This is a genomic window from Streptomyces sp. NPDC088746, from assembly GCF_044751065.1.
GTDB lineage: Bacteria > Actinomycetota > Actinomycetes > Streptomycetales > Streptomycetaceae > Streptomyces.
Genome location: NZ_JBIVLA010000005.1, coordinates 172186 through 198927, shown reverse-complemented (window position 1 = coordinate 198927; position 26742 = coordinate 172186). Strand labels below are relative to the sequence as shown.

Genomic DNA, 26742 nt, shown 5'->3' with positions numbered 1-26742 from the left:
GCCCCTGCGCGCGCCGGCGCCGGTTACGGACGCGCGCGCCCCGTCTCACCGCGTTCGCGGAGGTACGCCTCCAGCTCCGCCGCCCCGGTCAGCATCGCCCGTCCCCGGGCGGACAGCCGCCCGTGCCAGTCGCGCAGCGTGGCCTCCAGCGGTTCCGGGCCCCCCGCCGCCCGCATTCGCGCGATCAGCGGGGCGATCTGCTCCAGCAGGTAGCCGCCGCGCCTCAGTTGGTGGGTGATTCCGGCGTCCTGTACGGCGGCCTCGTCGTAGACGCGGTACCCGGTCCGCGGGTCGCGGCGCGGGTGCACCAGCCCGGCGCTCTCCCACTTGCGGAGTGTCGCGGGCCGGATGCCGAGCTTCCCAGCCAGCGGACCGATGAACGTGCCGCCGGGCCCGGACGCCGCGGCCGGCCCGGCCACCACGGTAGGACCAGCCCCTGCGGCGGGCTCCAGGTCACGGAGGGCGCTCTCCACCGCTCGGAGCGTCCGCCGGTCGTCGAGGAGCTGGGCGTGGCTCTCGTCGATGAGGCGGAACGCGTCCTCGGCCGCGTCCTCGTTCACTGCCCGCATGATCGACGTCGCCGTGCGGTGACCGTGGGCAGGCACCAGGGCCAGGAACGCGCGCAGCGCCCCTACGTGCAGGGGCGTGTAGGCGCGGTAGCCGTGGGGCGTGCGGTCGGCCGCCGGAAGAATGCCGGCCTCCTCGTAGTTCCTCACCGCCTGCGTCGACAGACCGTGCCCGCGCGCCAGATCGACCGGCCTGAGCCGCGCACCGCTTTTAAGGTTTTGCCCCATGAGGCCGACGATACCGCGTGAAAGTTTCCACCGAAGGTTCAAAGATAGCGTTGAGGGCATGGCTACTGACATCCAGGACACCGTTCATGCCGCCGAGGCCGCCGCTCTGCTGGGACTGCTCCCCGTCCGGCCCCGGCTCCTCGCCCTGGGCGAGCCCACCCACGGCGAGGAGACCCTGCTCGACCTGCGTAACGAGCTGTTCCGGCAGCTCGTCGAGCAGGAGGGCTACCGGACGATCGCGATCGAGAGCGACTGCATGGCGGGTCTGCTCGTCGACGACTACGTCACCTCGGGCACCGGCACGCTCGACGAGGTCGTGGAGCACGGGATCAGCCACGGCTGGGGCACCTCCGCCGCCAACCGCGAGCTCGTGCGCTGGATGCGCGCCCACAACGACGGCCGGCCCGCGTCCGAGCAGCTCCGCTTCGCGGGGTTCGACGGCCCGCTGGAGATCACCGCCGCCGCGAGCCCCCGCGAGGCCCTCACCGCGCTCCACCGCTACCTCGCGGCCCAGGTGGACACGGAACTGCTCCCGTGCACCGCCGAAGCGCTCGACGGTCTGCTCGGGGCCGACGACCGCTGGACCGATCCAGCCGCGATGACGGACCCGACACGGTCCGTGGGGCAGTCGGCCGACGCCGGCCGGCTGCGGCTCCTCGCCGACGACCTGGTGGTGCTGCTCGACACGCAGACGCCGCACCTGGTCACGGCGACCTCGCGGGACGACCTGGACCGGGCGCGCCTGTACGGCCGGACCGCCACCGGCCTGCTGCGCTACCACCACTGGATGGCCGACACCTCGCCGGCCCGCATGACCCGGCTGTGCGCGCTGCGGGACGGGATGATGGCCGACAACCTCCTCGCCGTCGCCGCGCGCGGACCGGCATTCGTCCACGCCCACAACTCCCATCTCCAGCGGGAGAAGAGCACGATGCGGATGTGGCAGGGGCCGGTCGAGTGGTGGAGCGCCGGTGCGCTGGTCAGCGCCCGGATGGGCCAGGAGTACGCCTTCGTGGCCACGGCCCTCGGCACGATCCGGCACCAGGGAGTGGACACCCCGCCCCGGGACACCGTCGAAGGGATCCTGTACGGGCTACCGGAGGACAGCTGCGTCATCGACGCCCCGCGGTTGGCCACCGTCCTCGGGGAGACCCTGCCGGCGCCCCGCGAATCCCCCTGGTTCGGCTACGCCCCGCTCGACCCGGCCCACCTGGCGGCAGGCGACGGCCTCGTGTTCGTCAGGGACGTCCCGCCGAGCCGGTGACACGGGCCCGGGAGACGGGCCGGGGGAGACGGGCCAGGGGCCCCCGGCCCGTCCCGAACACATCAGCCGGACGAGACGTCGAACTCGTTGGTCACGAAGTCCAGTCCGCCGGACGACGACGTGATCTCGTAGCCGAACTGGACGTCACCGATGGTCTCGTCGCCCCACCAGCCCTTCGTGTCCTTGATCCACTTCAGGATCGGCAGGATGGCCACGGTGCCGGCGGACGAGTCCGAGGTCCGCAGGAACGAGAAGACCTCGTTGGCGCCGTTGTCGCCCTTGTAGACGGCCCAGGTGTGGCCACCGAGGGTGACGGTTCCCTGGGAGGTGCCGAGCGGTCCGACGGCACCGTTGTAGTTCACCCAGAGCATGACCTCGTAGTCGTAATCGGTGTCCCAGATGTCGTACGACGTGTTGTACGCGCCGGACGACGGGACGGTCACGTCGTAGTCACTGGCCAGCGAAGACAGCGACGTGATCGTCCTGTTCACGATCTTCTTGGCGTTCGGGTACGACTTGATGCCACCGGTGTCCGGGTGGTTCGCCGTCACGCCCCAGTTGCTCGACGAGTTGGCCCAGATGGTCTGGGTGCCCGCTCCGGAACCCCAGATGTTGTTGTAGAGGATGTAGTTGTCGGACGTGGTGTAGTTGCCCCACTGCTCCGACGAGGTCCAGATCGCGGCGTGGGCCGGAGCAGCCGCGAAGCCGATCAGAGCGGCCACGGCCGCCGTCGGCGCCAGGAGCCTCCTGGTCAGGGTGGATCGTGCCATGGGGTGTTCCTTCCATGTGGGGATGGAGGACTGCTACCGCGCCCCCAGGGTGAGGACGCGGTCCACGCCGGCCGTCAGCTCCAGCGGAGCCGGGGGGTTTCCGGCGGAGGTCTCGGTGAGGTCGAACCCGTCGCCCGTACGCAGATCGACGCGGGCGTCGCGGGTGGGACGCAGCACGGCGGTGGCGCCGTCCTCCGACCACCGCAGGTCCAGGTGCGCGCCGAACCGCGTGCGGACGCCCCGGAGTTCGCCCGCCAGGTACGCCGCGGGCGGGGCCGGCAGCAGCACCAGGCGGCCGGGCGCCGACTGGACGAGTGACTCGATCACGGCCGCGGGCAGGGTGTGCGCCGCGTCCGCGTTGTAGACGTTCCGGGACGGGTAGTGCGCGCTCATCAGGGAGTCGTGGAAGAAGTCGCCGCCCAGCACGGCGTCCAGAGCCGCCGACACCCGGGACGGGTCCCGCAACCGGGCCGCGATCAGCGCGTGGTGCAGATGGCCGTGCGCGGAGTCGTTCTCCGAACCGCGCAGCTCCAGAGCGCGGTGTGCGGCCGCGGCCAGCTCCGGGGTGTCGTACGGATTGATCCCGTCCAGCGGCCACACCGGGTAGAGGTGGCTCAGGTGGCGGTGGTCGTACGTCTCGCGCAGACCCGGCCACGCCCACTCGGCGAGCGCCCCGTCCTCGTTCACCAGGTACGCCGGGAGCCTGGCCGCGAGCGACCGCCAGAGTCCGGCCGACGGGTGACCGGGGGCGTGCTCGGCGGCCGTCGTCAGAGCGTGGCGGGCGGCCGCGATGTCCATCGTGGCGTTGACCGTGCCCCAGCTCGCGTTGGCCGGCCGGTTCTCCGGGGAGTACGAGGGCACGACGGCCACGTTCCCGTCCGGGTCCTCGCGGCTGAGGAAGTCCTCGTAGAACAGCGCCGCTTCGACGAGAGCAGCGGTCAGAGCGGCGTCCGGGGAGCCCGTCGTCACCTCGGCGTGCTCCAGCAACGGCTGCAGCAGCCAGTCCGCACCGGCCGTCCACAGGTGCAGCGGATAGGCGCGCTGGAAGTGCCGGGTATGGCCCGAGGCCCCGTCCGTGTGGGACGGCGCGACGATGCCCCGCGCTCCGAAGAGCGCCCGGGCGTTGTCCCGCCAGTCGGTCAACTGCCCCTGGACCAGAGCGGAGTGGGCCTCGGTGACCTCCGGGAGGGCGGCTGTCGCGGCGGAGGAGATCTGCAGGTTGAGGTTGGCGTTCGTGGTGAAGGCTCCGGACCAGGCGGTGTCCCAGTCGCCGGTCCACAGACCGGTCAGCCGGGGCGGCAGCACCCCTGAGGAGGACAGCAGGTGATAGCGGCCCGCCGCGAACAGCCGCTCCAGGAGCGCGGGGGACTTCGGGGCGCGCAGCAGCTCGCTGCCGGACAGCTCCCGCTCAGGCGCCGCGTCCCGCAGCACGAGGGACGCCCGGCCGTACGCGGCCCGGTGCAGCGGCCGGTGGCGGTCCAGGAGCGTGGCGTAGTCCTCGCGGGGCAGCGCGGCCCACAGCTCCCCGGGGTCCGGACGGCCGGGCCCCCTGACGACCCGGGTCGTCAGGGTGAGGCTCTGCGCCCCCTCGATGCGGATCCCCTCGCCGGCCACCGACACCCGGCCGCCGTCCACCCGCGCCACCGTGACGCCCGTGTACCCGAGCTCGCTGCCCGGATAGCCGACCCGCAGAGCCAGGTGCGCGCCCTCCGGAGTCAGCACGGTGGAGCGGCCGACCGCCAGATGCGCCGGGGCGCCCGGCAGCGAGTGGTCCAGGACGAGGTCGGCGGTCAGCCCGAGATCGGTGACGTGCTGCACGATCACGTCGTCGGCCCGCGACACGAACACGCTGCTGCGCCACGCCTCGTACGACGCGGTCACCTCACCCGTCGTGAAGTCGACCTCGCGCCTGTATCCGGCGACCGCCTCGTGCAGCCCCCGGGCCCGCCGCACACGCGACCGGAACGCCGGGTGGAACGGCTGCACCCACACCAGCGGCCGGCCCGCGCCGAAGTCCTCGGCCGCGGTCGTCTCCCCGGCCAGGAGCGCGTCCTGGAGACGCCCGAGCCCGTCGGCGAGCTCCGGCGGGCGCAGGTCCTCGCTGCCGTTGGGCCGCACCAGGCCGTGGTGGTTCACGATCACCCGGTCGTCCGCGGGATCGCCGTACACTATCGCCCCATGACGGCCGTTGCCACTGAGGAACGCGTCCTCCCAGCGGGTGGCGGGGCAGGGCTCCCACGTGCCGTCGATCACGCGGACGCGTCTCTGAGCACGGCCACGCCGTAACGCTCCAGCTCGACGACGCCGTCGGACTCGGCCCCCGTGAGCAGATCGACGTGGCGGCCCGGCAGCTTCACCCCGGCCGGGGAGCGGCCGTGGTTCAGGAGGAACAGCAGCTCACCGCGCCGCACCGCCTCGACACCGGCCGGAAGCTCCTCCAGCACCGGGCGCACTCCGGCCCCGGCCGCCACCCGGCCGAGCAGGCCGCGCAGCGCCTCGGGCTCGGGCAGCGTCGAGACGTACCACGCGGTGCCCTTGCGGAGGACGGCCGGAAGCCCGTCCAGCTCCCCGCCGCGGTACGCGGACACCGTCTCCGCGCTGCCGTCGGGTTCCAGCTCCTCCGACCACAGGGTGGAGCGGAAGCCGTCGCACTCCACCGTCGCGCCCTCGTCCAGGGGCCACCACTCGTGCACCGTACGGATACCGAACAGCTCACGCAGCCGGCTGTCCATGCCACCCGGCCTGATCCGGTCGTCCACGTCCGCGACGCCGGTGAAGAACCCGCACACCAGCGTGCCGCCACCCCGCACATAGGCGACCAGATTGTCCGTCGCCGCGTCGGAGAGGAGCTGGAGCTGCGGCACGAGCACCATGCGGTACGCGCTCAGATCGGCGTCGGGCCGGGCGAACTCCGTGCTGATCCCGCCCTCCCACAAACCTCGGTGCCACGCCTGGACCAGCTCCGTGTACGAGACGAGGGAGGACGGCCGCCCCTCCTGGGTGCTGGACCACCAGGCGTCCCAGTCGTGCAGCACGGCGACCTCGGCGGGGACCTCGGTGCCGCTGACCTCCCCGCCGATCAGGGCGAGTTCGGCGCCGATGCGCTTGACCTCGCGGAAGGTGCGGCCGTGCTCACCGGCATGGCTCAGCATCCCGGAGTGGAACTTCTCGGCGCCCTGCCGGGACTGCCGCCACTGGAAGTAGCAGAGGGCGTCCGCGCCCCTGGCCACCGCCTGCATCGACCAGAGCCGGTTGAGACCGGCCGGCTTCGGGTGGTTGACGACGCGCCAGTTGACCGGCCCGGCCGCCTGTTCCATCACCATCCACGGCCCACGGGCCTGCGAGCGGGTCATGTCGGCGAGCATCGCGTTGTACTGCCCGCCCCGCGGGTCCGTCGGATCCGGGTAGACGTCGACGGAGACGATGTCCTCCTGCTCCGCCCAGGCCCAGGCGTCCTGGCCCGACCACAGCGGCATGAAGTTGGTCGTCACCGGGATGTGCGGGGTGTGCCGGGCGACGATGTCGCGCTCGGCGGTGTAGCACTCCATCAGGGCGTCGGACGTGAACCTCTTGAAGTCCAGCTCCTGCGCCGGATTGCGCATGTACTGCGCCCGGCGCGGCGGCAGGATCTCGGCCCAGGAGTCGTAGCGCTGACTCCAGAACGCCGTGCCCCAGGCGTCGTTCAGCGCGTCCAGGGTGCCGTACCGGGAGGCCAGCCGGCGGCGGAAGTGGGCGGCGGTCTCGTCGCACCAGCAGTGGGTGCAGTACTCGTTGTTGATGTGCCAGACGGTCAGCGCCGGATGGTCCGCGTACCGTGCCGCGAGGTCCTCGGTGAGGGCCGCGGCGTAGCGCCGGTACACCGGCGAGCTCGGGCAGAAGTGCTGCCGGGAACCGTAGTTGACGACCAGGCCGTCCTCGGTGCGCGGCAGCGTCTCCGGGTGGAGCGCTCCCATCCACGGCGGCGGCGACGACGTGGGGGTGGCGAGCACGACGCCGACGCCGTGGGCGTGCAGCAGGTCCAGCAGCCGGTCGAGCCAGCCGAACTCGCGCGCCCCCGGGCGCGGTTCGATCACCGCCCAGGAGAAGACCCCGACCGTGACGGAGTTGACCCCGGCCTCCCTCATCAGTCGTACGTCTTCGGCCCACACCTCCTCGGGCCACTGCTCGGGGTTGTAGTCGCCTCCGAAGAGGACGCGGCCACGGGTGGCGTCGTGCAGGGACGGCATGGACGTCTCGTTCCTCTACTGGGGGTCTGCGTACTGGATGCCGCGGCCGTTGGTGCCCAGATAGACACGGCCGTGGACGCGGGGGTCGCCGGTGACGACCTCACCGGTCCACCCCCAGCGGTGGGCGTCGTCGTTGATGCGGACCCACGTCGCGCCCGCGTCGTCGGAGCGGAGCACGGCCACACCGTCGTACGTCGCCGAGACCCGTCCGGTCTGGAAGACCGCCGGGTATCCGGCCCTGCCCTTCCTCGGGGCGGCCTTGCCGAAGCCGAGGGCGTACGAGGCCTGGCAGCCGGCCACCGGGGCGAACGTGCGGCCGCCGTCCGTGGAGCGCAGCAGCCCGCCTTCCTTGGCCGACAGCCACAGGTCGCCGGAGCGCCCCGGGGCCGCCGCGATGCGGAACTGCACATCGCCCGAGGGGAGCCCCTTCGCGCCCTCGGTGAAGGTCGCGCCCTTGTCGGTGGAGAGGAAGACCGCGCCCGTGTCCGTGTCGTAGACGTAGAAGCGTGCCGGGTCGAGCGGATCGGCGACCGGTGTGCCGCCCTTGGGGAAGGTGGCCACCTCGGCCCACGTGGCCCCGCCGTCCGTGGAGCGGTGCGCGGCGTACTTGGTGCCGTCCCAGTGGACGAACGACCACAGCAGCGTCGCCCCGTCGGCGGAGACCGCCACCGGGCCGGGAGCCGAGGGCGCGATCGCCGGCTGGGAGACGAAGGGCTGCCAGGTCGCCCCGCCGTCGTGGGAGTACGCCCCTGCCGAGCCGGATCCCGAGGGCCAGCCCGTCCGCACGACGTACGACGGCTTCAGCGTCGCCAGGGCCAGGCCGGTCGCCGTGCCGAAGACCGGGTTCGACGCCATGCCGCGCGACGGGGAGGCCGTCAGGGAGTCATGGCGCATCACCCCGATATCCCCCAGGCCGCTTAGCAGCCGGGCACCCGAGGGCGGTGCGACGAGCTGGCGTACCGCCGACTCCTCCAGGCCTCGGATCTCCGGGGCCCAGTGCACCAGGTCACGCGTGCCGAAGATCGTGGCGCCGGTGCCGTACACGATGTGCTCCGAGTCGTACGGGTCGACGGCCACGGCCTGGATGCACCAGCCGAACTTGGGCTCCCCGCCCCACTTCAGATACGGGGTCTCCGAGATGTCCAGCACCGCCGTGTCCTTGAGGGAGGTCCAGCTCGCCCCGCCGTCCGTGGAACGGAACAGGGTGTCCACGGGGCCCCAGCGGTTGTTCGTGGAGACCACGACGGTGCCGGTGCGGGACGCGTCCACGGCCACTCCGCCGTACCCGAACGCGTCGCCGTCGCCCGGGACCACCGGGGTCACGTCGGTCCAGGATCCGGTCACCGTGTCGAGGCGGTGCACCGAGCCGTCGGACTGGTTGTTCGGGCCCGGTCCGTCCGCGTAACTCACGTACAGCGCACGGCTGCCCGCGTCGTACGCCGCGCGGACCGGTACCTTCGTCGATGCTCCGGCGGACGGCTGTCCGGGGACGGCCTCCCAGCCGCCGGAGCCGTCTCTCCGGTAGAGGGCGGTGCCGCCGTCGCCCCAGCCCGCGTACACCGTCCGGCCGGCCGCCACCAGCAGGGTGACGCCCTGGCCGCCCGCCGACGGGGCTGCGGGGAAGGAGCCGTCGGCGGCCCAGGTGGCGCCCCGGTCCGTGGAGCGCATCAGCCCGTCGTGGCGTGTGCCGAGCCAGAGGGTCCCGCTGTCGCGGGGATCGACGAGGAGCCGTTCGCCGCAGCCCCGGCCGTCCTCGTTGGCCCCCAGCCGCACGGTGAGATCCGTGCGCGCCCAGGTCGTGCCACGGTCCTCGGACCTGAGCACCGCGCCCGGCGAGGCGTACGCCTGTGTGTACGTGCCCAGGGCCAGATACAGCCGGTCGGGGTGTGCCGGGTCGACGGCCATCGCCTCGACCCCCATCAGGTTCCAGTCGTCCCAGCCGATGTGGTCGACGAGCGCCGTCCACCGGGACCTGCGGTCGTCCCAACGGTAGGCGCCGCCGATGTCCGTACGGGCGTAGGCGAGGCCGCGCACGGCGGGATGGAACAGGATGCCCGTCACGAAGCCCGTACCGCCGATGGCGGCGGTACGCCAGCGGTGCGGCTGGGTCTTCGCGGGCCGCCGGGAGGCCTCGGCCGCACCCGCGGCCGGCAGCACGGTGACCGCGGCCACCGCCGCACCGGCCAGGACGGTCCGGCGGCGGGGACGCGGTGCGGGTTCTGGCTGCGGGACGGGCGAAGCGCGCATGACGAAGACCCTCCGGAGGGGAGTGACGGGCGAATGCGGTGCGGGGGACGGGCTCAGCCCTTGACGGCGCCGGTGAGCATGCCTTCCTTGAAGTGCTTCTGGACGAACGGCGACAGGAAGGCGACCGGGATCAGGGCCAGCACCATGACCGCCATCTGGATGGCGAGCGGTGACAGATGGCCGGTGTTGATGGCCTGGGCGAGGCCGGTGGGGCGCTCCTGCTTGAGGACCAGCTGGTTCATCACGTTCTGCAGCGGCAGCATCTGCGGGTCGCTGATGTAGATGGACGCGTTGAACCAGGCGCTCCAGTAGCCGACCGCGTAGAACAGCGTGATCACGGCGATGACCGCGCGGGACAGCGGCATGACGATCTGCCACAGGATGCGGAAGTCGCCGGCCCCGTCGATCCGGGCGCTCTCGATGAGCTCCTGGGCCGTACTCATGAAGAAGGCGCGCAGGACCAGGATGTTGAAGACGTTCAGCGCGCTCGGCAGGATCAGCGCCAGGTAGGAGTCCGTGAGACCGAGCCCCTGGACCACCAGGTAGGTGGGGATGAGGCCCGCGCCGAAGAACATCGTGGCGAGCATGAACAGCAGCAGCGGCCGGTGCAGCACGGACCCGGTACGCGAGAGGCCGTACGCGCACATGATGGACACCGCCATGCTGAAGAGCGTCCCGACCACCGTCACGCAGAGGCTGATCACGGTGGCCCGGGTGACCTGGCCGCCGCCGAGGAGCTCCTGGTAGGCGACGAAGGTGACGCCGCGCGGGATCACCACAAGACCGCCGGCCTCGGTGATGGTCCTCACCGAGGACAGACTCGTGACGATCACGACCCAGAGCGGGAAGAGGACCGCCAGACAGATCAGGACCATGACCACGCCCTTGGAGGCGAGACCCGTCCTCGACGGTTCCTCCTCCCAGGCGGGACGCAGACGGCCTCGGGTTCCCGGCTTCACACCGGCCAAACCGGTCAGTCCGGAGAGCAGGCTGCTCACTTCTTGTACACCCCCTGCTCACCCATGAGGTGGGCGACCTTGTTGGCCCCGAGGACCAGCAGCAGACCGAAGATTCCCTTGACGATCCCGACGGCCGCCGCGTAGCTGAATCCGCCGTTGGTGATACCGACGTTCCAGACGTAGGTGTCGAGCACCTCCGAGGCGCCCGGTCCGACCGCCGTGCGCTGGAGCAGGATCTGCTCGAAGCCGACGGTCAGCGCGTTGCCGACCTGGAGCACCAGCAGCAGGGCCACGACGGGGCGCAGGGCGGGCAGGGTGATGTGCCACATCCGGCGCCAGCGGTTCGCACCGTCCATGGCGCTCGCCTCGTAGAGGTCGGGACTGACCGCCGCCAGGGCGGCGAGGAAGACGATGACGCCCCAGCCGGCGTCCTTCCAGATCATCTCGAAGGTGATCAGGAACTTGAACAGACCGGGGTCGGTCATCAGGTCGAAGCCCTCGTGACCGTGCTCCCGCAGCGTCTGCGCGATGAGCCCGGCCCCGCCGAACATCTGCTGGAACACGGTCACGACCAGGACCCAGGAGAAGAAGTGCGGCAGGTAGAGGATCGCCTGCGCCACCGCCCGGACCCGGGGCCGCACGAAGCTGTTGATGAACAGCGCGAGCAGGATCGGCACCGGGAAGAACAGGGTCAGCTGAAGGAGGAAGATCGTCAGCGTGTTCCTCAGCGCGGACCAGAACAGCCGGTCGTTCACCATCTGCTGGAACCACTCGAACCCGACCCAGGGGCTCTGCGCGACGGCCTGGAACGCGTTGTCCGCGATGTACGGGTCGTAGTCCTGGAAGGCGACGACGTTGCCCGCCAGCGGGACGTAGGCGAAGACCAGCAACAGCAGCATCGCCGGCAGGGTCATCAGCAGCAGCGTGCGGTCCCTGCGCAGCCGGTGCCGCAGGGGCATCTTCGTGGCGACGGGCCCGCCGCCGGCCGCCCGTGTCTTGACCGGCGGCGTCCCCGACTCCTGCGCGCGCCGGTCTTCTGTGCTCAGCGACATGTCAGGAAGCCGACTCGCCGGTCTCGTCGAGCAGCTTCTTGTACCAGTCGCGGAGCTTGTCGCCGCCCTTGGTCTTCCAGTCGGACACCGCCTGCTGCATGTCGCCGACCTTCTTGCGGCCCCGCACGATGTCCTTCTCCAGGTCCTCGAACTGCGCGTTGAGCTCGGTGTAGCGGGTCGGCTCCTGGATCTGCATGCCGTGGAAGAGGGGCTTCTTCAGGTGCGCGCCCTGACGCTGCTGCCACTCGATGACACCCTTCACCACGTCGGGGTGGTCGGGGTAGGCCCGGAAGGGCGCCGAGGTGGCGACGTACTCGTAGGTGGCGAAGACCTGGTTGTTGCCCTTCTCCGTCTTGGTGAGCACACCGTCCTTGAGGGTGTGGTGGGTGCCCTCGAGACCGTACGCCTTCAGGCGCTGCTCCTTGGTGCCGTAGGGAGCGGCGGTGTAGTTGGCGAGGGCGAGGATGTCCTCGACCGTCTTCTTGTCCGCGTCCTTGTTGACGAAGCACCAGATGTTGGAGGGCGAGGCCTCGTAGATGACCGGGTCGCCGCCGCCGTGGGCGAAGAAGTCCATCGCCCCCATCCGGAACTCCGGCTTGTCCAGCCGCTGGATCGCGGTGGCGGCGTACCAGTCGGAGATGTCCGCGTTGTACATGAGGGCGTTGCCGGACGAGAAGGTCGTCCGCATGTCACCCGTCTCGGCCTTGGCGTCGGGGTGCACGAAGCCGGCCGAGTACAGGGAGCGCGACCACTCCAGGGCCTCGAGGTACTCGTCGGTCTCGTAGCGGTTGACCAGTTTGTCGTCGACGAGCTTCCAGTAGTACGGCTTCTCCGGAAGCACCCCGAAGAACACGAACGCCGACCACGTCATGTCGCCGCACGCCCACACCTTGCTCCGCGGGGCGTTGATCTCCTTGCAGAGGTCGTAGAACTCCTGCGTGGTGGCCGGGACCTCGTATCCCTTCTCCTCGAAGATGTCCGCGCGGTAGAAGGGGGTGATGTTCGGGGTCGACTCGGCCGGCATGGGCAGGCCGCGGAGCTTCTCGGCGAAGACCCCGCGCTGCCAGGCGCCGGTGGGTATGGCGGCCAGGTTCGGGTAGGCCTTGACCTTGTCGCCCGAGAGGTAGGGGCCGAGGTCGGCGAACTTGTTGGCGATGGCGGACGGGATCTTGCCGCCCAACTCCCAGCCGGGGACGACGACGGCGTCCGGGATGCTGCTGGAGGCGAGCACCGCGCCGAGCTTCTGGCCGTAGACGTTGCCGTCCTGGTTCTGCCACTTGACCTTGACACCGACGGCCTCGTCCATGGCCGTCCAGTACGGGTTGCCCTCACCCGGCGAGGTGCCCCACAGCGGCGCCATGATCGTGAGCTCGCTGCCCTTGCCCAGCTTCTTCGGCACCGACACCGCCAGCTGGCCGGCCGGGAGCGCGGTGGTGAATCCGATCGCGGAGCCGTTCTTGCTGGGAAGGTCCGGGGTGACCGCCTTCGACGGCACATAGGCGGGAAGCAGGTCCTTCAGCTTCTTGCCCGTGGTCGTGCCCTCGTTCTTCGCACCGCCGGAACCGCCGCCGCAGGCGGCGAGGAGCGGCATCCCGCCGCCCACGGCTGCCGCGACAACCACGGAGGAGGCGAGGAATCGTCTCCGGCTGGGAGCGGAGGGGGAGTTCGGCGTCATGGGGTCAACCCTTCGTGGTGCAACAGGACGGCCCGCGGCGGCGATTGCCGCTCGGCCCTGTGTCTGAGGTAGGGGGCGTTACCGACCGAGCCGGTGGCACTGCACCGGCTGAGCTGAAGCGGTCAACGGACTGCCTCGTCGAAGCGCTTCGATGTTGCAGCGAGGTTAAGTGAAGGGTCCCGGCCACACAAGAGTTCGTTTCGAGATTCCTCCGACCTGTTTCCGAACCGTTTCCCGCCACGGCGCGGCTCCGGTGTGCCCGGAAGGGCTCTCCGATGCGGTAACGCCCTTGACACCTGCGGGGTCGGCCGCAGAGCATCGAAGCGCTTCGAAAGATCTTCTCCTTGCGTCGAAGGACCACTCGGCGCCCGCAGAGACCGAAAACCTCCCACCTCTCCAAGGGGACCCGCACGTGACGGACCATCCGTTTCCCTTCCGCGACCCGCAGCTGTCCTTCTCCCGGCGCACCGACGATCTGCTCGGACGGCTCACGCTCGACGAGCGGATCGCGATGCTGCACCAGTTCGCCCCCGCGGTGGAGCGGCTGGGCCTCGGCCCGTTCCGTACCGGGCAGGAGGCCCTGCACGGGGTCGCCTGGATGGGGCCCGCCACCGTCTTCCCGCAGGCCGTCGGTCTCGGTGCCACCTGGAACGACGACCTGGTACGCCGGATCGGCGAGGCCGTCGGCGAAGAGGTGCGTGTCAAGCGCGCCCAGGACGACCGCGTCGGGCTCAACGTCTGGGCGCCGACGGTGAATCTGCTCCGCCACCCGTTGTGGGGCCGCGGCGAGGAGGGGTACTCCGAGGATCCGGCGCTGACCTCCGCCATCGCCGTCGCCTACACCCGGGGACTGCGCGGGGACGACCCCCACTACTGGCGCACCGCGCCCGTGCTCAAGCACTGGCTCGCACACAACAACGAGACCGACCGCGACACCGCCTCCTCCTCGGTCCGTCCGCGCGTCCTGCACGAGTACGACCTGCGCGCCTTCCGCGACGCCGTACGCGCCGGGGCGGTGGCCGGGGTCATGCCGGCCTACAACCTCGTCAACGGCCGCCCCAACCACGTCTCGCCACTCCTCGGTCAGCACCTGCGGCGCTGGACCGACCAGCCGCTCGTCGTCTGCTCGGACGCGGGAGCGCCCTCCAACCTGGTCGACTCCGAGCACTACTTCGACACCCACGAGGAGGCCACCGCGGCCTCCCTGAAGGCGGGCGTCGACAGCTTCACCGACCACGGCACGGACTCCACGGTCATGACCGGCCGCATCCGCGACGCGCTCGCCAAGGGACTCGTCGACGAGAGCGACATCGACACGGCGGTCCGCCGGCTGCTCACCATGCGCTTCGCGCTCGGCGAGTTCGACCCGGAGCTCGATCCGTACGCGAACGTGGACGCCCTGGACACCGAGGAGCACCGGGCACTCGCCCGGGAGGCCGCGGAACAGGCCGTCGTCCTCCTGAAGAACGACGGCCTGCTGCCCCTGGAGCCGAGGCGCGGCCGGACCGTCGCCGTCGTCGGGCTTCTCGGCGACGCCTGCAAACTCGACTGGTACAGCGGGACGCTCATGCACCGCTCGTCGCCGCTCGACGGGATCCGCGAGCGGTACGGCGCCGAGAACGTCCTCTTCGCGGAGGGCGTGGACCGGATCAGACTGAAGTGCTCCGACGGCTGGCTCCAGGTGCCCGCGGCCGAAGGGGCGGCGGACGGAGAGGCGCGGGGTGCGGAAGGCGCCCTCGACCCGGCTCTCCTCGCCGGACGTACCGACCTGCCCCCGCTGACCTGCGGCTCGGAGGCCACCGAACTGGCCCTCGTCGACTGGGGCGACGGCGTTCTCACCCTGCGTACGGACGAAGGGCTGTACCTCTCGGTCGCCGACGACGGATACGTCAGGGCGTCCGCGGACGAGCCGGGCGGCTGGGTCGTCCAGGAGACGTTCCGCCTGGAAGCGGTGGAGGGGCACGACGGCGGGCACCGCCTTCTGCACATCGGGACCGGTGGGTACGTGTCTGTCGCCGCCGGCAGGGCGAAGGTTGCCGAGTCCGGCGAGAAGATTTCCCGGGACGCCGCCACGGTCTTCGAGCGGGAGACCGTCGAACACGGCGCCGACGCGGTGGCCCGGGCCGCCGCGTCGGCCGACACCGTCATCGTCGTCGCGGGCAACGACCCCCACATCAACGGCCGCGAGACCGAGGACCGCACGACCCTCGCCCTCCCCGCCCAGCAGGACCGGCTGTGGCGTGCCGCGCACGCCGCCAATCCGCGTACGGTCCTCGTCCTGACCTCCGCCTACCCGTACGCCGTCAACGACGCGGCGGACGAGCTCCCGGCCCTCCTCTGGACGGCGCACGGTGGCCAGGCCGCGGGCACCGCGCTCGCCCGCGTCCTCGCCGGCGACGTGTCCCCGGCAGGACGGCTCCCGCAGACCTGGTACGCGAGCGACGACGACCTGCCCGGACTGTTCGACTACGACATCATCGGCTCCCGGCAGACATACCTCTACTTCGACGGCACCCCGCTCTACCCCTTCGGACACGGCCTCGGCTACGCCGACTTCACCTACTCCGGACTGCGGGCGGAGGTGGACGGCGAGCGGCTGCGGGTGTCGCTGACCGTCACCAACGCCGGTGGACGCGCAGCCGACGAGGTGGCCCAGGTCTACGTGCGCGAGGCCGTGCCCGTGCAGCCGGACCCGCCCACGGAGCCCGCCACGGCCGGGGGCAGGCGCCTCGGCCGTCTGCTGCCCACCGGACCCGCGCACCCGGACCTGCCACGACTGAAGCTGGCCGCCCACCGACGGGTGCACCTCGCGCCGGGGGCCACGGAACAGCTCGAATTCGACGTCCCCGTCGAGGAGTTGGGGCACTGGAGCGTGGTCCACGGCCGGTGGGTCGTCGAGCCCGGCAGGTACGACGTCCTCGCCGCCGCGTCGAGCGCCGACATCCGGCTCACCGCCACGGTGGCCATCGAAGGCGAAGCGCAGGGCCCCCGCCCGGTGGCGACGCGCGGTCTGGAGGCCGCCGACTACGACTGGCAGCGGGGCACGGAGATCGTCGACCGCTCTAAGGCGGAGGGCGACGCCGTCGCGCCCGCCTCCGCCGACGAGGCGGGACGGCTCGTCTACCGGGCGTGTGACTTCGGTGAGGGTGTGGCCGGACTGAGGCTCCTGGTCTCGGGGGAAGGGCGCGTCGACGTGTCCGGGGGCGGACTCGGCACGGCGCTCCAGTTCCCGGACACCGGCGGCCCGTACGACTACCGGGCCATCGAGGTCGAGGCCGACCTCCGTGGGGTGGTGCGCGAGCTGTGCGTCGACCTCACGGGGCCCGTGCGTCTCGCCCGCATCGACGTCATTCCCGCTGAGGAGACCGCATGAGGTTCACCGACGGTTTCTGGCTGATGCGTGAGGGCGTCCGCGCCTCCTACGCGACCGAGATCCGTGATCTGCGGGTCGGCCCCGACCGGTTCACCGCCTACGCGTCGGTCAAGCGTGTCGCGGCGCGCGGTGACACGCTCAACACGCCGCTGATCACGGTCGAATGCTTCTCCCCGGCCGAGGGTGTCATCGGAGTACGCACCACCCATCACGCGGGCAAGGCCCGGCGCGGGCCGGACTTCGCCCTCCTGGAGGACGACACCACGGGGCCCGGGGCCCGCACCCACAGGGACGCCGCAGTCACCGAACTCACCAGCGGACCCCTGACGTTGCGCATGGACGGGGACGGGCCCTGGGGGATCACCTTCCTCGACGGCGACGGACGGCGCCTCACCGGAGTGGACCCGAAGGGCACCGCCTTCGCGACCACACCTGACGGCGGCCACCACATGATCGCCCAACTCGCCCTGGCGGTCGGCGAGAACATCTACGGCCTCGGTGAGCGGTTCACCCCGTACGTGAAGAACGGCCAGACCGTCGACATCTGGCAGGCGGACGGCGGTACCAGCAGTGAACTCGCCTACAAGAACATCCCGTTCTACCTTTCCTCACGTGGCTACGGCGTCTTCGTCAACCACCCCGGCAAGGTCTCCTTCGAGGTCGGCTCGGAGTCCGTCGGGCAGGTGCAGTTCAGCGTCGAGGACCAGACGCTGGAGTACTACGTCGTCGCCGGCCCGACGCCGAAGGACGTCCTGTCCCGCTACACGGCCCTGACCGGCAGGCCGGCGCTGCCGCCGGCCTGGTCGTTCGGCCTCTGGCTGACCACGTCGTTCTGCACGTCCTACGACGAGGAGACGGTCACCTCCTTCGTCGACGGCATGGCCGAGCGCGGCATCCCGCTCAGCGTCTTCCACTTCGACTGCTTCTGGATGCGCGAGTACCAGTGGTCGGACTTCCTCTGGGACCCCGGGGTCTTCCCCGACCCGGAGGGGATGCTGGCCCGTCTCAAGGAGCGCGGGCTGCGCATCAGCATGTGGATCAACCCCTACATCGCCCAGAAGTCGGCCCTCTTCGCGGAGGGCGCCGAACAGGGCTATCTGGTGCGGCGGGCCAACGGCGACATCTGGCAGTGGGACCTGTGGCAGCCGGGTATGGCGCTGGTCGACTTCACCAACCCGGCGGCCCGCGCCTGGTACAACGCCAAACTGTGTCTGCTGCTCGACCAGGGCGTCGACTGCTTCAAGACGGACTTCGGCGAGCGCATCCCCACGGACGTCGTCTGGCACGACGGCTCCGACCCGGAGCGGATGCACAACTACTACGCGCAGCTCTACAACCGCACGGTCTTCGAGCTCCTGGAGAAGGAGCGGGGCGCGGGGGAGGCGGTGCTCTTCGCCCGGTCGGCGACGGCGGGCGGGCAGCAGTTCCCGGTGCACTGGGGCGGCGACTGCTTCGCCTCGTTCACAGCCATGGCGGAGTCCCTGCGCGGCGGGCTCTCGCTGAGCCTCTCCGGCTTCGGCTTCTGGAGCCACGACATCGGCGGCTTCGAGGGCACCCCCGACCCGGCGGTCTTCAAGCGCTGGCTCGCCTTCGGCCTCCTCTCCTCGCACAGCCGGCTCCACGGCAACGTCTCCTACCGGGTGCCGTGGGAGTTCGGCGAGGAAGCCGTCGACGTGGCGCGGAAGTTCACCCTGCTCAAGCACCGGCTCATGCCCTACCTCTACGGAGTGGCCGCGGAGGCGCACCGTACCGGCGTGCCGATGATGCGGCCGATGCTGGCGGAGTTCCCCGGCGACCCCGCCTCCCGCACCCTGGACCGGCAGTACATGCTCGGCCCGGACCTCCTGGTGGCCCCGGTCTTCACGGAGGACGGCGAGGTCGAGTACTACGTCCCCGAGGGCACCTGGACCTCGCTTCTCACCGGTGAGCGGGTCACCGGCCCCGCCTGGCGGCACGAGACGCACGGCTTCGACAGTCTGCCGCTGCTGGTCAGGGACGGCGCCGTACTCCCGTGGGGCGCCGACGACCAGCGCCCGGACGGGGACTGGCTCGACGGCCTCACCCTGCGGGTCTTCGGCTCCGGAACCGGCGAGAGCGCGGTCACAGTGCCGGACCTGTCCGGCGCCACGGCGGCGGAGTTCCGCGTCGTACGGGACGGCACCGGTACGCGGGTCACGGCGGAGGGCAGCGACCGGCCGTACCGCGTGAGCCTGGAGGGATCCGGTGCGGTCGCGGCGGGGGAAGGGGCGGTCACCGTCGTCTGACCCTTCGCTCCTCGACGATCGGGCGGCCCGGTGCGCGATGCGCACCGGGCCGCCCGGCGTATCCGCGCCCAGGCTCAGGGTGGCCCCGTCGTTGACACGGCCTGCCCATCGCTCGATACTTTGACGTGCTTCTATAGTTCTAAAGATTGCGAACCATCAAACAGGTGCTACCTGCTGTCCAGGAGGCGTGGTGTCCCGCATCGGAACGGAGTCGGACCGGAGCTCAGTTCACGTCGAGGATCTTGCCCACCAGCCGGGTCAGGGTCCGCCGCTCCGACGCGGTCAGGGCGCCGAACGCCCTGTCCAGCAACCGCGGTACGCCGTTCTCGGCCTCCTCCAGCGCGGGCCCCGCCTCCGGCGTCAGTGTCACGGCGTAGGCGCGGCGGTCCCGGGGGTGGCGCTCGCGCCGTACGAGACCGGAGTCCTCCAGGCCGTCGATACACCCGACCATCACACTGCGGTCGATGCGCAGTTGCTCGCTGAGCTCCTGCTGGGAGCACGGGCCCACGTCGTGCAGCATCTTCAGCACCAGGTGCTGGGCCACGGTCAGGTGGTGCCCGGACAGCTCCTCGTCGATCGTGCGGGCGACCAGGGTCGTCGCCCGGCACATCGCGATGTCGGGACGCTCCTGCGCCAGCTTGGAGAAGTACCGGTCGCGTCCGCCGGCCCTCGGCTCCCGGCTGTTCGAGGCGGTACGGGAAGGCTGCGTGGCGGTCATGACTGCTCCTCCTGCGGTCCAGGACGGCGAGCCATCCGGTGACGTCGGATTGTCCATCCAAAGAATGTCTTCGCTCCTCAGTCTAGCGTCGGCTCCCGGAGGCCGACCGAACGGAAGGTGCTTCCATGTGCAACCCCCAGACCGTCGCCGCGTCCCTCCCGCCGGAGTCCGGCAGGGCCGGCACGCACGACGCCACCGCCCCGGAACGCCCCGCCCCGCGGATCACGCTGCCCACCGGCACCGTCCGTGACCTCACCCACGTCGTGGGCCCCGACTGGCCGGTCTTCGACCTCTACGTCAAGCCGATGGAGATCCGGCGTCTGGCGAACCTCGCGGAGCACGAGTACAACGCGCTGGAACTGACGTACAACGAGCACATCGGCACCCACATCGACGCACCGCTCCACTTCGACGACGACGGCCTCTCCGTCGAGCGGATCCCGGTGGAGACCCTGGTCGCCCCGCTCGCGGTCGTGCGGGTCGGGGAACGTGCCGCCCGCGATCACGTCACCGAACTGACCGTGGACGACCTGCTGCGCTGGGAGAGCCGCAACGGCCGGATCCCCGACGGGGCCCTGCTCGCCGTCGACAACGACTGGGCGGTGCGGATCGAGACCCCGGGAGCGTTCCTCAACTTCGACGAGAAGGAAGGGCTCTACCGCTTCCCGGGCATCTCGGTGGAGGCCGCGGCGTTCCTCGTCGAGGAGCGTTCCGTGGTCGGCGTCGGCACCGACTCGCCGAGCCTCGACCCCGGCTCCCGTCCGGCCGACCCGTACACGCACCGCGTGCTGCTGCCCGCCGGCAAGTACGGGGTCGAATGCCTCGCGGGCCTCGGCACCGTCCCCGACGTCGGCGCGGTCGCCGTCGTCGGTGCTCCCCGCCACGCCGGCGGCACGGGCGGCCCGGCCCGGGTGCTCGCCTTCCTCTGAGTCACCGAACCGCTGGACCGCCGCCCGGACGGGCTTGCCGAGGAGGCGTCCGGGCCGTGCGCGACGACGTGGCCCGTGGACGGAAGGAGCGCCGGACGAACCGTCCGGCGCTCCTTCGTTGCCTCGTCACGCCCGGCGCGGCCGGACGTCAGGAGATACGCGAACTGTCGTCGGCGAAGGCCACATCCAGCAGCCCCGGGAACCTGGCGTCCAGGTCCTCACGGCGCAGCGACATGTAACGGTGGGTGCCTTCGATGCGGGTGTGGGTCACGCCCGCGTCGCGGAGCACCTTGAGATGGTGCGAGAGCGTCGACTTGGAGAGCGGGATGCCCAGGCTGCCGCAGGACTGCTCCTCGATCCCGACCAGACCGCGCACGATGGCGAGGCGCGTGGGATCGCTCAGTGCGTGGAAGACCGCCGTGAGCTCGATGTCCGACCGGGCGGGGTGGCTCAGGGTGCGCACGGCTCTCTCCTCTCGCTTACCTCTGACTGCGGAGGGTGCGGGGCCAACTCTGATGTTCGTAGGTTTGCACATCATCGAAACAAGGGCAACCGCGCCTGCGTCGGCGCGGTTGCCCTTGTCCGTACGACGGCGGCTACCAGGTGTCCCAGTGGGCGATCTCCTCCGTGCCGACCCGGGGCCCCGGCCGGAAATCCGTGCCGATGGTGTGGGCGAGCGGGATCAACGCGGCCTGGAGCACCGTCTCGTACGGGATCCCGAGCAGTTCGGCCGCCTCCCGCTCGTAGTGCAGGTGCGGGGTGGTCCACGCGGTGCCGAGCCCGCGGGAGCGGGCCGCCAGCATGAACTGCCAGACGGCCGGCAGGATCGATCCCCAGGTGTTCGCCTGCCCGACGTGCGAACTGTTTTCGTGCCGGCCCTGGACGCGGATGCACGGAACCACCAGCACCGGTACCTCGTGCAGGTGCTCGAAGAGGTACTGGGCGCTGTCCGCGATCCGTTGGCCACGCACCAGGTCACCGCGGTTCACGCCGTCCCTCACGACCTGCTGGCGGGGCCGGGCGAGACCCAGCCGGTACAGGTCGGCCAGTGCGGCGCGCTTGGCCGGGTCCGTGACCAGGACGAAGTCCCAGCGCTGCCGGTTGCGCCCGGTGGGCGCCTGGGAGGCGAGCTGGAGGCACTCCTCGATCAGCTCGCGTTCCACCGGCCGGTTCAGGTCGAGGCGTTTACGGACGGCGCGGGTGGTGGTCAGCACGTCGTCGGCGGTCAGGTCGAGCGGGGGCATGGAGCTCCGTCCTTCGCAGCGGTCACAGGGTTGTGGGGGATCAGGGGAGGGGGGCGGTGCCCGGCAGGCGCGGGACCGCGGCCAGCAGCCGGCGGGTGTACGGGTGCTGCGGTGAGCCCAGGACCTCGGCCACGGGCCCCTGTTCGACGACGACGCCGTCACGCATCACCAGTACCCGGTCGCTGACCTGCTGCACCACGGCCAGATCGTGCGAGATGAACAGCATGGCCAGGCCGTAGGCCGTACGGAGCCGGGCCAGCAGCTCAAGGACCTGCGCCTGCACCGTCACGTCCAGCGCCGACACGGGCTCGTCGCAGACCAGCAGCCGGGGAGACGTGGCCAGCGCGCGGGCTATCGCGACCCGCTGACGCTGTCCGCCCGACAGCCCGGCCGGCCGGCGCTCCAGCAGGGCCGTGTCCAGGCCGACCTGGTCGAGCAGCTCGGCCGCCCGCTCCCGGCGCCGCGCGGTCCGGCCGGGCCCTGCCACGGACAGGGCCTCGTCCAGCAGGCGCCGGACGGTGAAGCGGGGGTCGAACGACCCGAGCGGGTCCTGGTGGACCAGCTGTATGCCCCGGCGCAGGGGGCGCCGGCGCCGTTCGTCCAGCGCGCTCCACGGCTCGCCGTCCAGCAGCACCCGGCCCTCGTCGGGGGCCAGCAGCCCCATCGCCATGGCGGCCAGGGTGCTCTTGCCGGAACCGGACTCGCCCACCACACCGAGTGTCTCGCCAGGAGCCACCGTGAAGTCGACGGACGAGACGGCGGTGCGCGTCCCGCCACCGGGGGAGCGGTACCTCTTGACCAGGCCTTCCCCGGACAGCAGGGGCCGGCCGGCCTGCTCCACCGGCCGGGTCCGCACCGGCAGGGGCCCGCGGCCGGGGACCGAGGCGATCAGCGTCCGGGTGTACGGGTGCTGAGGGGAGCCGAGCACCGCGGCCGCGGGCCCGGACTCCACCACCCGCCCCTCGGTCATCACCGCGATCCGGTCCGCGAGCTGTGCCACCACGGCGAGGTCGTGGCTGATGAGCAGCAACGCGGTGCCCGACTCCTTGAGCTCCCGCAGGAGTTCCAGGACCCGGGCCTGGACCGTGACGTCCAGGGCGGTGGTGGGTTCGTCCGCGATCAGGACCTGGGGCCCGCCCGCCGTCGCCGAGGCGATCAGGGCCCGCTGGCGCAGCCCGCCGGACAGCTGGTGCGGATACTGCCGGGCGCGCAGCTCCGGTTCCGGGACCCCCGCGTCCGCGAGCAGCCCGGTCACCCGGCCCGGCACCTCCGCCCGGGTGGCCAGGCGGTGGGCGAGGAGGGGTTCGGCGACCTCCGCGCCGACCCGTCGCAGCGGGTCCAGAGCCTGGAGGGCGTCCTGCGACACGAGGCCCACGACCCGGCCGCGCACGGCGCGCCAGTCCCGTTCCCGGAAGCCGGTGGTGTCCACGCCGTCCACCCGCATTCCTTCGCTGCGCACGGCCGACTCGGGTCCGGCCAGCCCGATGAGGGACCGGGCCGTGACGCTCTTGCCGGAGCCCGACTCACCGACCAGCGCCAGGCATTCGCCCGGTGCGAGGGTGAGCGAGACGTCGTGGACGACGGTCCGGCGCCTGTGGCCACGGCCGAAGGAGACGGTCAGACCGCTGACCGCCAGGACGGCGGTGGACGCCTCGGTTTCGCTCCCGGTGTCCGGTGCGGAGCCCTTCGGGGGAGCGCTCATGCTCCTCGCCTGCCTTCCAGTCGGAGGTGCAGCTGCCGCCCGACCACGGTGACCGCGACCACCGACAGGGTGATCGCGGCCCCGGGGAACACCGCGATCCACCACGCGCTCTGCAACGCGTCCCGGCCCTGGGCGAGCATCGCCCCCCACTCGGGGGCGGGCGCCTTCGGGCCGAGGCCGAGGAAACTGAGCGCCGACCCGGAGATGATCGCCGTGCCCACTCCGAGCGTCGCGGGCACGACCAGCGGGCCGAGCGTGTTGGGCAGCACATGGCGCAGCACCACCGTCCGGCGGCGCAGCCCGAGCCCGACGGCGGAGCGGATGTACTCGGCCCTGCGCACCACCTGGGCCTGCCCCCGGACGAGACGCGCGTATCCGGGTACGGAGGAGACCGCGATGGCCAGCGCCGCGTTCACGGAGCTGGGCCCGACGACGGCGATCACCAGCAGGGCCAGCAGCAGTTCCGGCAGGGCGAGCATCATGTCCATGGACCGCATCGCCACCTGGTCCGCGAACCGTCCGAGCAGCGCGGCGGGCAGCCCGATCAGCAGACCGACCGAGACGCCGAGCACCGTGGCGCCGACGCCGAGGAGCAGCGAGTGGCGCGCGCCGTGGATCACCCGGGCGTACACGTCACGGCCCAACTGGTCAGTTCCGAACCAGTGTTCGGCGCCAGGGGGCAGCAGGGCGGCCACCGGATCGGCGTCGGTCGCGGACGCGTGGGTCAGCAGTCCGGGGCTCGCGCACGCGACGGCGGCGACGGCCAGCACGGTCAGGGCGAGCGCCAGCCCCGGCCGGAACACGGTCAGCCGCTCGCGCAGCGGGACGGAGGAGGACCGCGCCACGGCCAGGCCGGCGGGAGGGGCGCTCATGCGGGGCTCCTCAGCCGCGGATCCGCCCACAGACAGAGCAGGTCCGCGCATGCGTTGACGACGAGATAGACGAGGGCGGACAGCAGCACCAGGCCGACGACGACGGGGATGTCACGGCCGGAGATGGCGTCCAGGGCCACCCGGCCGAGGCCCGGCCGGGCGAACACGGTCTCCACCAGAACCGTCCCGCCCAGCAGGCCGCCCGCCAGCCACCCGCTCAGCGTCACGGCCGGAACGGCGGCGTGCCGCAGTGCGTGCCGGAGCCGCAGCCCCGCACCGCTCAGCCCCCGGGAGCGCGCGGTGAGCGCGAACGGCTGGTGCAGGGCCGCCTCCATCCCCTCCCGGAGCACCTGGGCGAGCAGGGACCCGAACGGCACCGCCAGCGTGACGGCCGGCAGCACCAGCGAACGCCAGTCGCCCGCGCCGGCCACCGGGAACACGTTCATCCGGAACGAGAACAGCGTCAGCAGTACGATGCCGAGCCAGAACGCGGGCGTCGAGACGGCCACCAGCTCCGCTCCCGACACCGCGCCCCGCACCCGGCGCCGCCGCCCCGCGGTGGCGACCGCCGTCACCACCGCCGTGACCACCAGCAGCGCCAGGGCACTGAGCGCCAGCTGGGCGGTGTCGCCGAGTTGCTCACCGATGATCAGCGAGACGGGCTGCTGCTGCTGGTAGGAGGTGCCCAGGTCGCCCGTGGCCAGCTTCGAGAGGAACGAGACGTACTGCACGGCAGCCGGGTCGTCCAGGTGGTACTCGTGCCGGATCTGGTCGCGCAGCGCCGACGAGTCGGTGGCCGACGCGCCGAGCAGGGTCGTCACCGGGTCCCCGGGCACGAGATGGAGCACCAGGAAGGTCAGGCTCGCCGCCCCCCAGAGCACCAGCACGGCGCCGACCGCGCGATGCAGCAGCCAGCGGGCGACCGGTGGGAAGACCCCGCTCACCTCGTGTTCTTCCAGACCCCGGCGAACTGGGGCCACGCGTTGGCGTCGAAGGTCAGTCCCTCCGCGCCGCGGGCGACGCCGACGGTGGTGACCGGCACGTACAGGGGGAGCACGGTCGCGTGGTCGACGGCCCAGCGCTCCACCTTGGCGTACGACTTCTCGCGTTCGGCCGGCTCGGCCTCCCCGGCGCCCGCCCGCAGCCAGCGGTCGACCTGCTTGTCCTCGGTGCGTGAGACGTTCTGGCCGCCCGCGGCGGGCAGGTTGGACGAGAGGTAGAAGCCGGCCAGGATCGCCGGGTCGGCGCGGACCCAGGCGTTGTCCCACACGTCGTAGTCGCCCGTGCCGTAGCGCTCGAAGTAGGCGCCGGTCTCCACCGGGTCGCGGACCAGGTCGATGCCGTTCTTCTTCAGTTCGGCCTGCACGGCCTCGCCCAGCACGTCGCGCTGGTCGCGTACCAGGGCGCCGATGAACGGCCAGTGCAGTGCGAGCCGTTGCCCGTCCTTGGTGCGATAGCCCTTGGCGTCCCGGCCGCTCCAGCCCGCCTCGTCCAGCAGTTCGGCGGCGGCCGCCGGGTCGTGCTCCACCGCGCCCTCGATGGACTTGTCGTACGCGGCCGGTGTGGCGGGGCTCAGCGGGCTCCAGGCGCGTTCGTACTCACCGCGGTAGATGCTCTTGACCAGCGCGTCCACGTCGACGGACTGCTGGAAGGCCCGGCGTACCCGCTCGTCGCGGAGCGGGCCGCGGGTGGTGTTGAGGTAGAGGGAGTAGGAGGCGCCGGGGGACTGCTGCCTGGTCAGCCGCAGGGAGTCGTCGCGCTGCACGGCCGCGGCAGAGGTCACGGGGACGGCGGCGGCGTCGACCTGACGGCTGGTCAGGGCGCCCGTACGCACGGAGTCCTCGGGGAGGAAGCGGACGACCAGCTTGTCCACGAGGGGCGGACCCTGGTGGGCCGCGCCTTGCGCGGCCCAGGCGTAGTCCTTGTTGCGGACGAACTCGGCCCGGTCGTTCTTCACGTACCGCTCCGAGCGGTACGGGCCCGTGCCGACCGAGTACTTCCCGCCCGCGCAGAGCTTGTCCTTGAACTCGGTCAGGGAGCGTGGCGAGGCGATGCCGAGATACGGGGTCGAGGCCGCCTGGAGGAAGGGGATGTTGGGCTCGGAGAACGTGACCTTGATGCTGTGCTTGCCGAGGACCTCGCTGCCGCTGTAGGGGCCGAGCAGGGCGGCGGCGTACAGCGACTTGGTGGCGGGGGCCTTGATGTGTTCGAGGTTGGCCTTCACCGCGGCGGCGTCGAACGCGGTCCCGTCGTGGAAGGTGACGTCGTCGCGCAGCTGGAAGGTGTAGGTGCGGGCGTCATCGGAGACCGTCCAGGAGGTGGCGAGCCAGGGGTGCAGCTTGCCCTTGGCGTCGAGCTGGACCAGGGAGTCGAAGACGTTGCGCTGGACGACGGCGGTGATGTCGCCGGGGCTGGTGTGCGGGTCGAGGCACGAGGTGCCTACTGCGGCGGCGTAGGTGAACGTGCCCCCACGCACCGGTTCGCCTCCCTTCCGGTCAGCCTGCTCACCGCCGCTGCCGCAGGCGGTGACTAACAGCAGCAGGGCGGTGACAGTGACGGCCGCGACAGGTCTTGTGGCCATGAGCCTCTCCATACGTGGTGCGAAGCGCTGGTAGGGACGGGGCGCCCGGTGTGAGGGAGTCCGGGGCTTGTG

Annotated in this window: 19 protein-coding genes; 4 read left to right on the top strand and 15 right to left on the bottom strand. The window is 71.5% G+C overall.

The annotated features are described in order from the left end of the window. Window positions 1-23: 23 nt before the first annotated feature. Window positions 24-794 carry a TioE family transcriptional regulator gene (locus ACIP63_RS23275; RefSeq protein ID WP_401518673.1) on the bottom strand — a complete coding sequence of 257 codons (771 nt, stop codon included), beginning with the start codon at window positions 792-794 and terminating at the stop codon, window positions 24-26. A 58-nt stretch (window positions 795-852) separates the two neighbouring features. Here ACIP63_RS23275 and ACIP63_RS23270 point away from each other — a divergent pair, with 58 nt between their 5' ends. Continuing rightward, window positions 853-2058 (top strand): erythromycin esterase family protein, encoded by a 1206-nt coding sequence (locus ACIP63_RS23270; protein WP_401518670.1) that lies wholly within the window; start codon window positions 853-855, stop codon window positions 2056-2058. A gap of 62 nt (window positions 2059-2120) precedes the next feature. Here ACIP63_RS23270 and ACIP63_RS23265 read toward each other — a convergent pair whose 3' ends face one another. The 7 genes from ACIP63_RS23265 to ACIP63_RS23235 are packed head-to-tail and all read right to left on the bottom strand — an operon-like array spanning window position 2121 to window position 12987. Then, window positions 2121-2828, bottom strand: coding sequence for a hypothetical protein (locus ACIP63_RS23265; protein ID WP_401518667.1), 708 nt, complete (start codon window positions 2826-2828; stop codon window positions 2121-2123). Between the two features lie 33 nt (window positions 2829-2861). Continuing rightward, window positions 2862-5081 (bottom strand): glycosyl hydrolase family 95 catalytic domain-containing protein, encoded by a 2220-nt coding sequence (locus tag ACIP63_RS23260; RefSeq protein ID WP_401518664.1) that lies wholly within the window; start codon window positions 5079-5081, stop codon window positions 2862-2864. After that, window positions 5078-7054 (bottom strand): beta-galactosidase, encoded by a 1977-nt coding sequence (locus ACIP63_RS23255; RefSeq protein ID WP_401518661.1) that lies wholly within the window; start codon window positions 7052-7054, stop codon window positions 5078-5080. The genes ACIP63_RS23260 and ACIP63_RS23255 overlap by 4 nt, the downstream gene beginning before the upstream one ends. A gap of 15 nt (window positions 7055-7069) precedes the next feature. Then, on the bottom strand, window positions 7070-9301 hold the full coding sequence (locus ACIP63_RS23250) for a 1,4-beta-glucanase (protein ID WP_401518659.1): 2232 nt from the start codon (window positions 9299-9301) through the stop codon (window positions 7070-7072). 53 nt (window positions 9302-9354) lie between these two features. Further along, window positions 9355-10290: a carbohydrate ABC transporter permease gene (locus ACIP63_RS23245; RefSeq protein WP_401519555.1), complete on the bottom strand. Its 936-nt coding sequence runs from the start codon at window positions 10288-10290 to the stop codon at window positions 9355-9357. A 5-nt stretch (window positions 10291-10295) separates the two neighbouring features. Next, complete coding sequence (locus ACIP63_RS23240) at window positions 10296-11312, bottom strand: ABC transporter permease (RefSeq protein WP_401518657.1); 1017 nt, start codon at window positions 11310-11312, stop codon at window positions 10296-10298. 1 nt (window position 11313) lies between these two features. Further along, on the bottom strand, window positions 11314-12987 hold the full coding sequence (locus ACIP63_RS23235; protein ID WP_401518654.1) for an extracellular solute-binding protein: 1674 nt from the start codon (window positions 12985-12987) through the stop codon (window positions 11314-11316). Window positions 12988-13399: 412 nt separating this feature from the next. On the opposite strand from ACIP63_RS23235, the gene ACIP63_RS23230 reads away from it, so the two are divergent. Together ACIP63_RS23230 and yicI are read left to right on the top strand one after the other, a co-directional pair. Further along, a complete protein-coding gene (locus ACIP63_RS23230; RefSeq protein ID WP_401518652.1) occupies window positions 13400-16360 on the top strand; it encodes a glycoside hydrolase family 3 C-terminal domain-containing protein in 2961 nt (986 codons plus the stop codon). Then, window positions 16357-18624, top strand: coding sequence for an alpha-xylosidase (yicI, locus tag ACIP63_RS23225; RefSeq protein ID WP_401518650.1), 2268 nt, complete (start codon window positions 16357-16359; stop codon window positions 18622-18624). The genes ACIP63_RS23230 and yicI overlap by 4 nt, the downstream gene beginning before the upstream one ends. A 223-nt stretch (window positions 18625-18847) precedes the next feature. On the opposite strand, the gene ACIP63_RS23220 is transcribed toward yicI, so the two are convergent. Then, window positions 18848-19342, bottom strand: a complete 495-nt coding sequence (locus tag ACIP63_RS23220) for a MarR family winged helix-turn-helix transcriptional regulator (RefSeq protein WP_401518649.1) — start codon at window positions 19340-19342, stop codon at window positions 18848-18850. Window positions 19343-19467: 125 nt separating this feature from the next. On the opposite strand from ACIP63_RS23220, the gene ACIP63_RS23215 reads away from it, so the two are divergent. Beyond that, window positions 19468-20271 (top strand): cyclase family protein, encoded by an 804-nt coding sequence (locus ACIP63_RS23215; RefSeq protein WP_401518647.1) that lies wholly within the window; start codon window positions 19468-19470, stop codon window positions 20269-20271. Between the two features lie 148 nt (window positions 20272-20419). Here ACIP63_RS23215 and ACIP63_RS23210 read toward each other — a convergent pair whose 3' ends face one another. The 6 genes from ACIP63_RS23210 to ACIP63_RS23185 form a co-directional block, all read right to left on the bottom strand. Continuing rightward, window positions 20420-20734: an ArsR/SmtB family transcription factor gene (locus ACIP63_RS23210; protein ID WP_401518644.1), complete on the bottom strand. Its 315-nt coding sequence runs from the start codon at window positions 20732-20734 to the stop codon at window positions 20420-20422. 133 nt (window positions 20735-20867) lie between these two features. Beyond that, window positions 20868-21515, bottom strand: coding sequence for a nitroreductase family protein (locus ACIP63_RS23205; RefSeq protein ID WP_401518641.1), 648 nt, complete (start codon window positions 21513-21515; stop codon window positions 20868-20870). Between the two features lie 40 nt (window positions 21516-21555). Beyond that, window positions 21556-23217, bottom strand: a complete 1662-nt coding sequence (locus ACIP63_RS23200; protein WP_401518638.1) for a dipeptide ABC transporter ATP-binding protein — start codon at window positions 23215-23217, stop codon at window positions 21556-21558. Beyond that, window positions 23214-24089: an ABC transporter permease gene (locus tag ACIP63_RS23195; RefSeq protein ID WP_401518637.1), complete on the bottom strand. Its 876-nt coding sequence runs from the start codon at window positions 24087-24089 to the stop codon at window positions 23214-23216. The genes ACIP63_RS23200 and ACIP63_RS23195 overlap by 4 nt, the downstream gene beginning before the upstream one ends. Then, entirely contained in the window at window positions 24086-25033 is a 948-nt protein-coding gene (locus ACIP63_RS23190) for an ABC transporter permease (protein WP_401518634.1), read from the bottom strand. Before ACIP63_RS23190 ends, ACIP63_RS23195 begins: the two co-directional genes overlap by 4 nt. Beyond that, a complete protein-coding gene (locus ACIP63_RS23185; protein WP_401518631.1) occupies window positions 25030-26670 on the bottom strand; it encodes an ABC transporter substrate-binding protein in 1641 nt (546 codons plus the stop codon). The genes ACIP63_RS23190 and ACIP63_RS23185 overlap by 4 nt, the downstream gene beginning before the upstream one ends. Window positions 26671-26742: the final 72 nt, after the last annotated feature.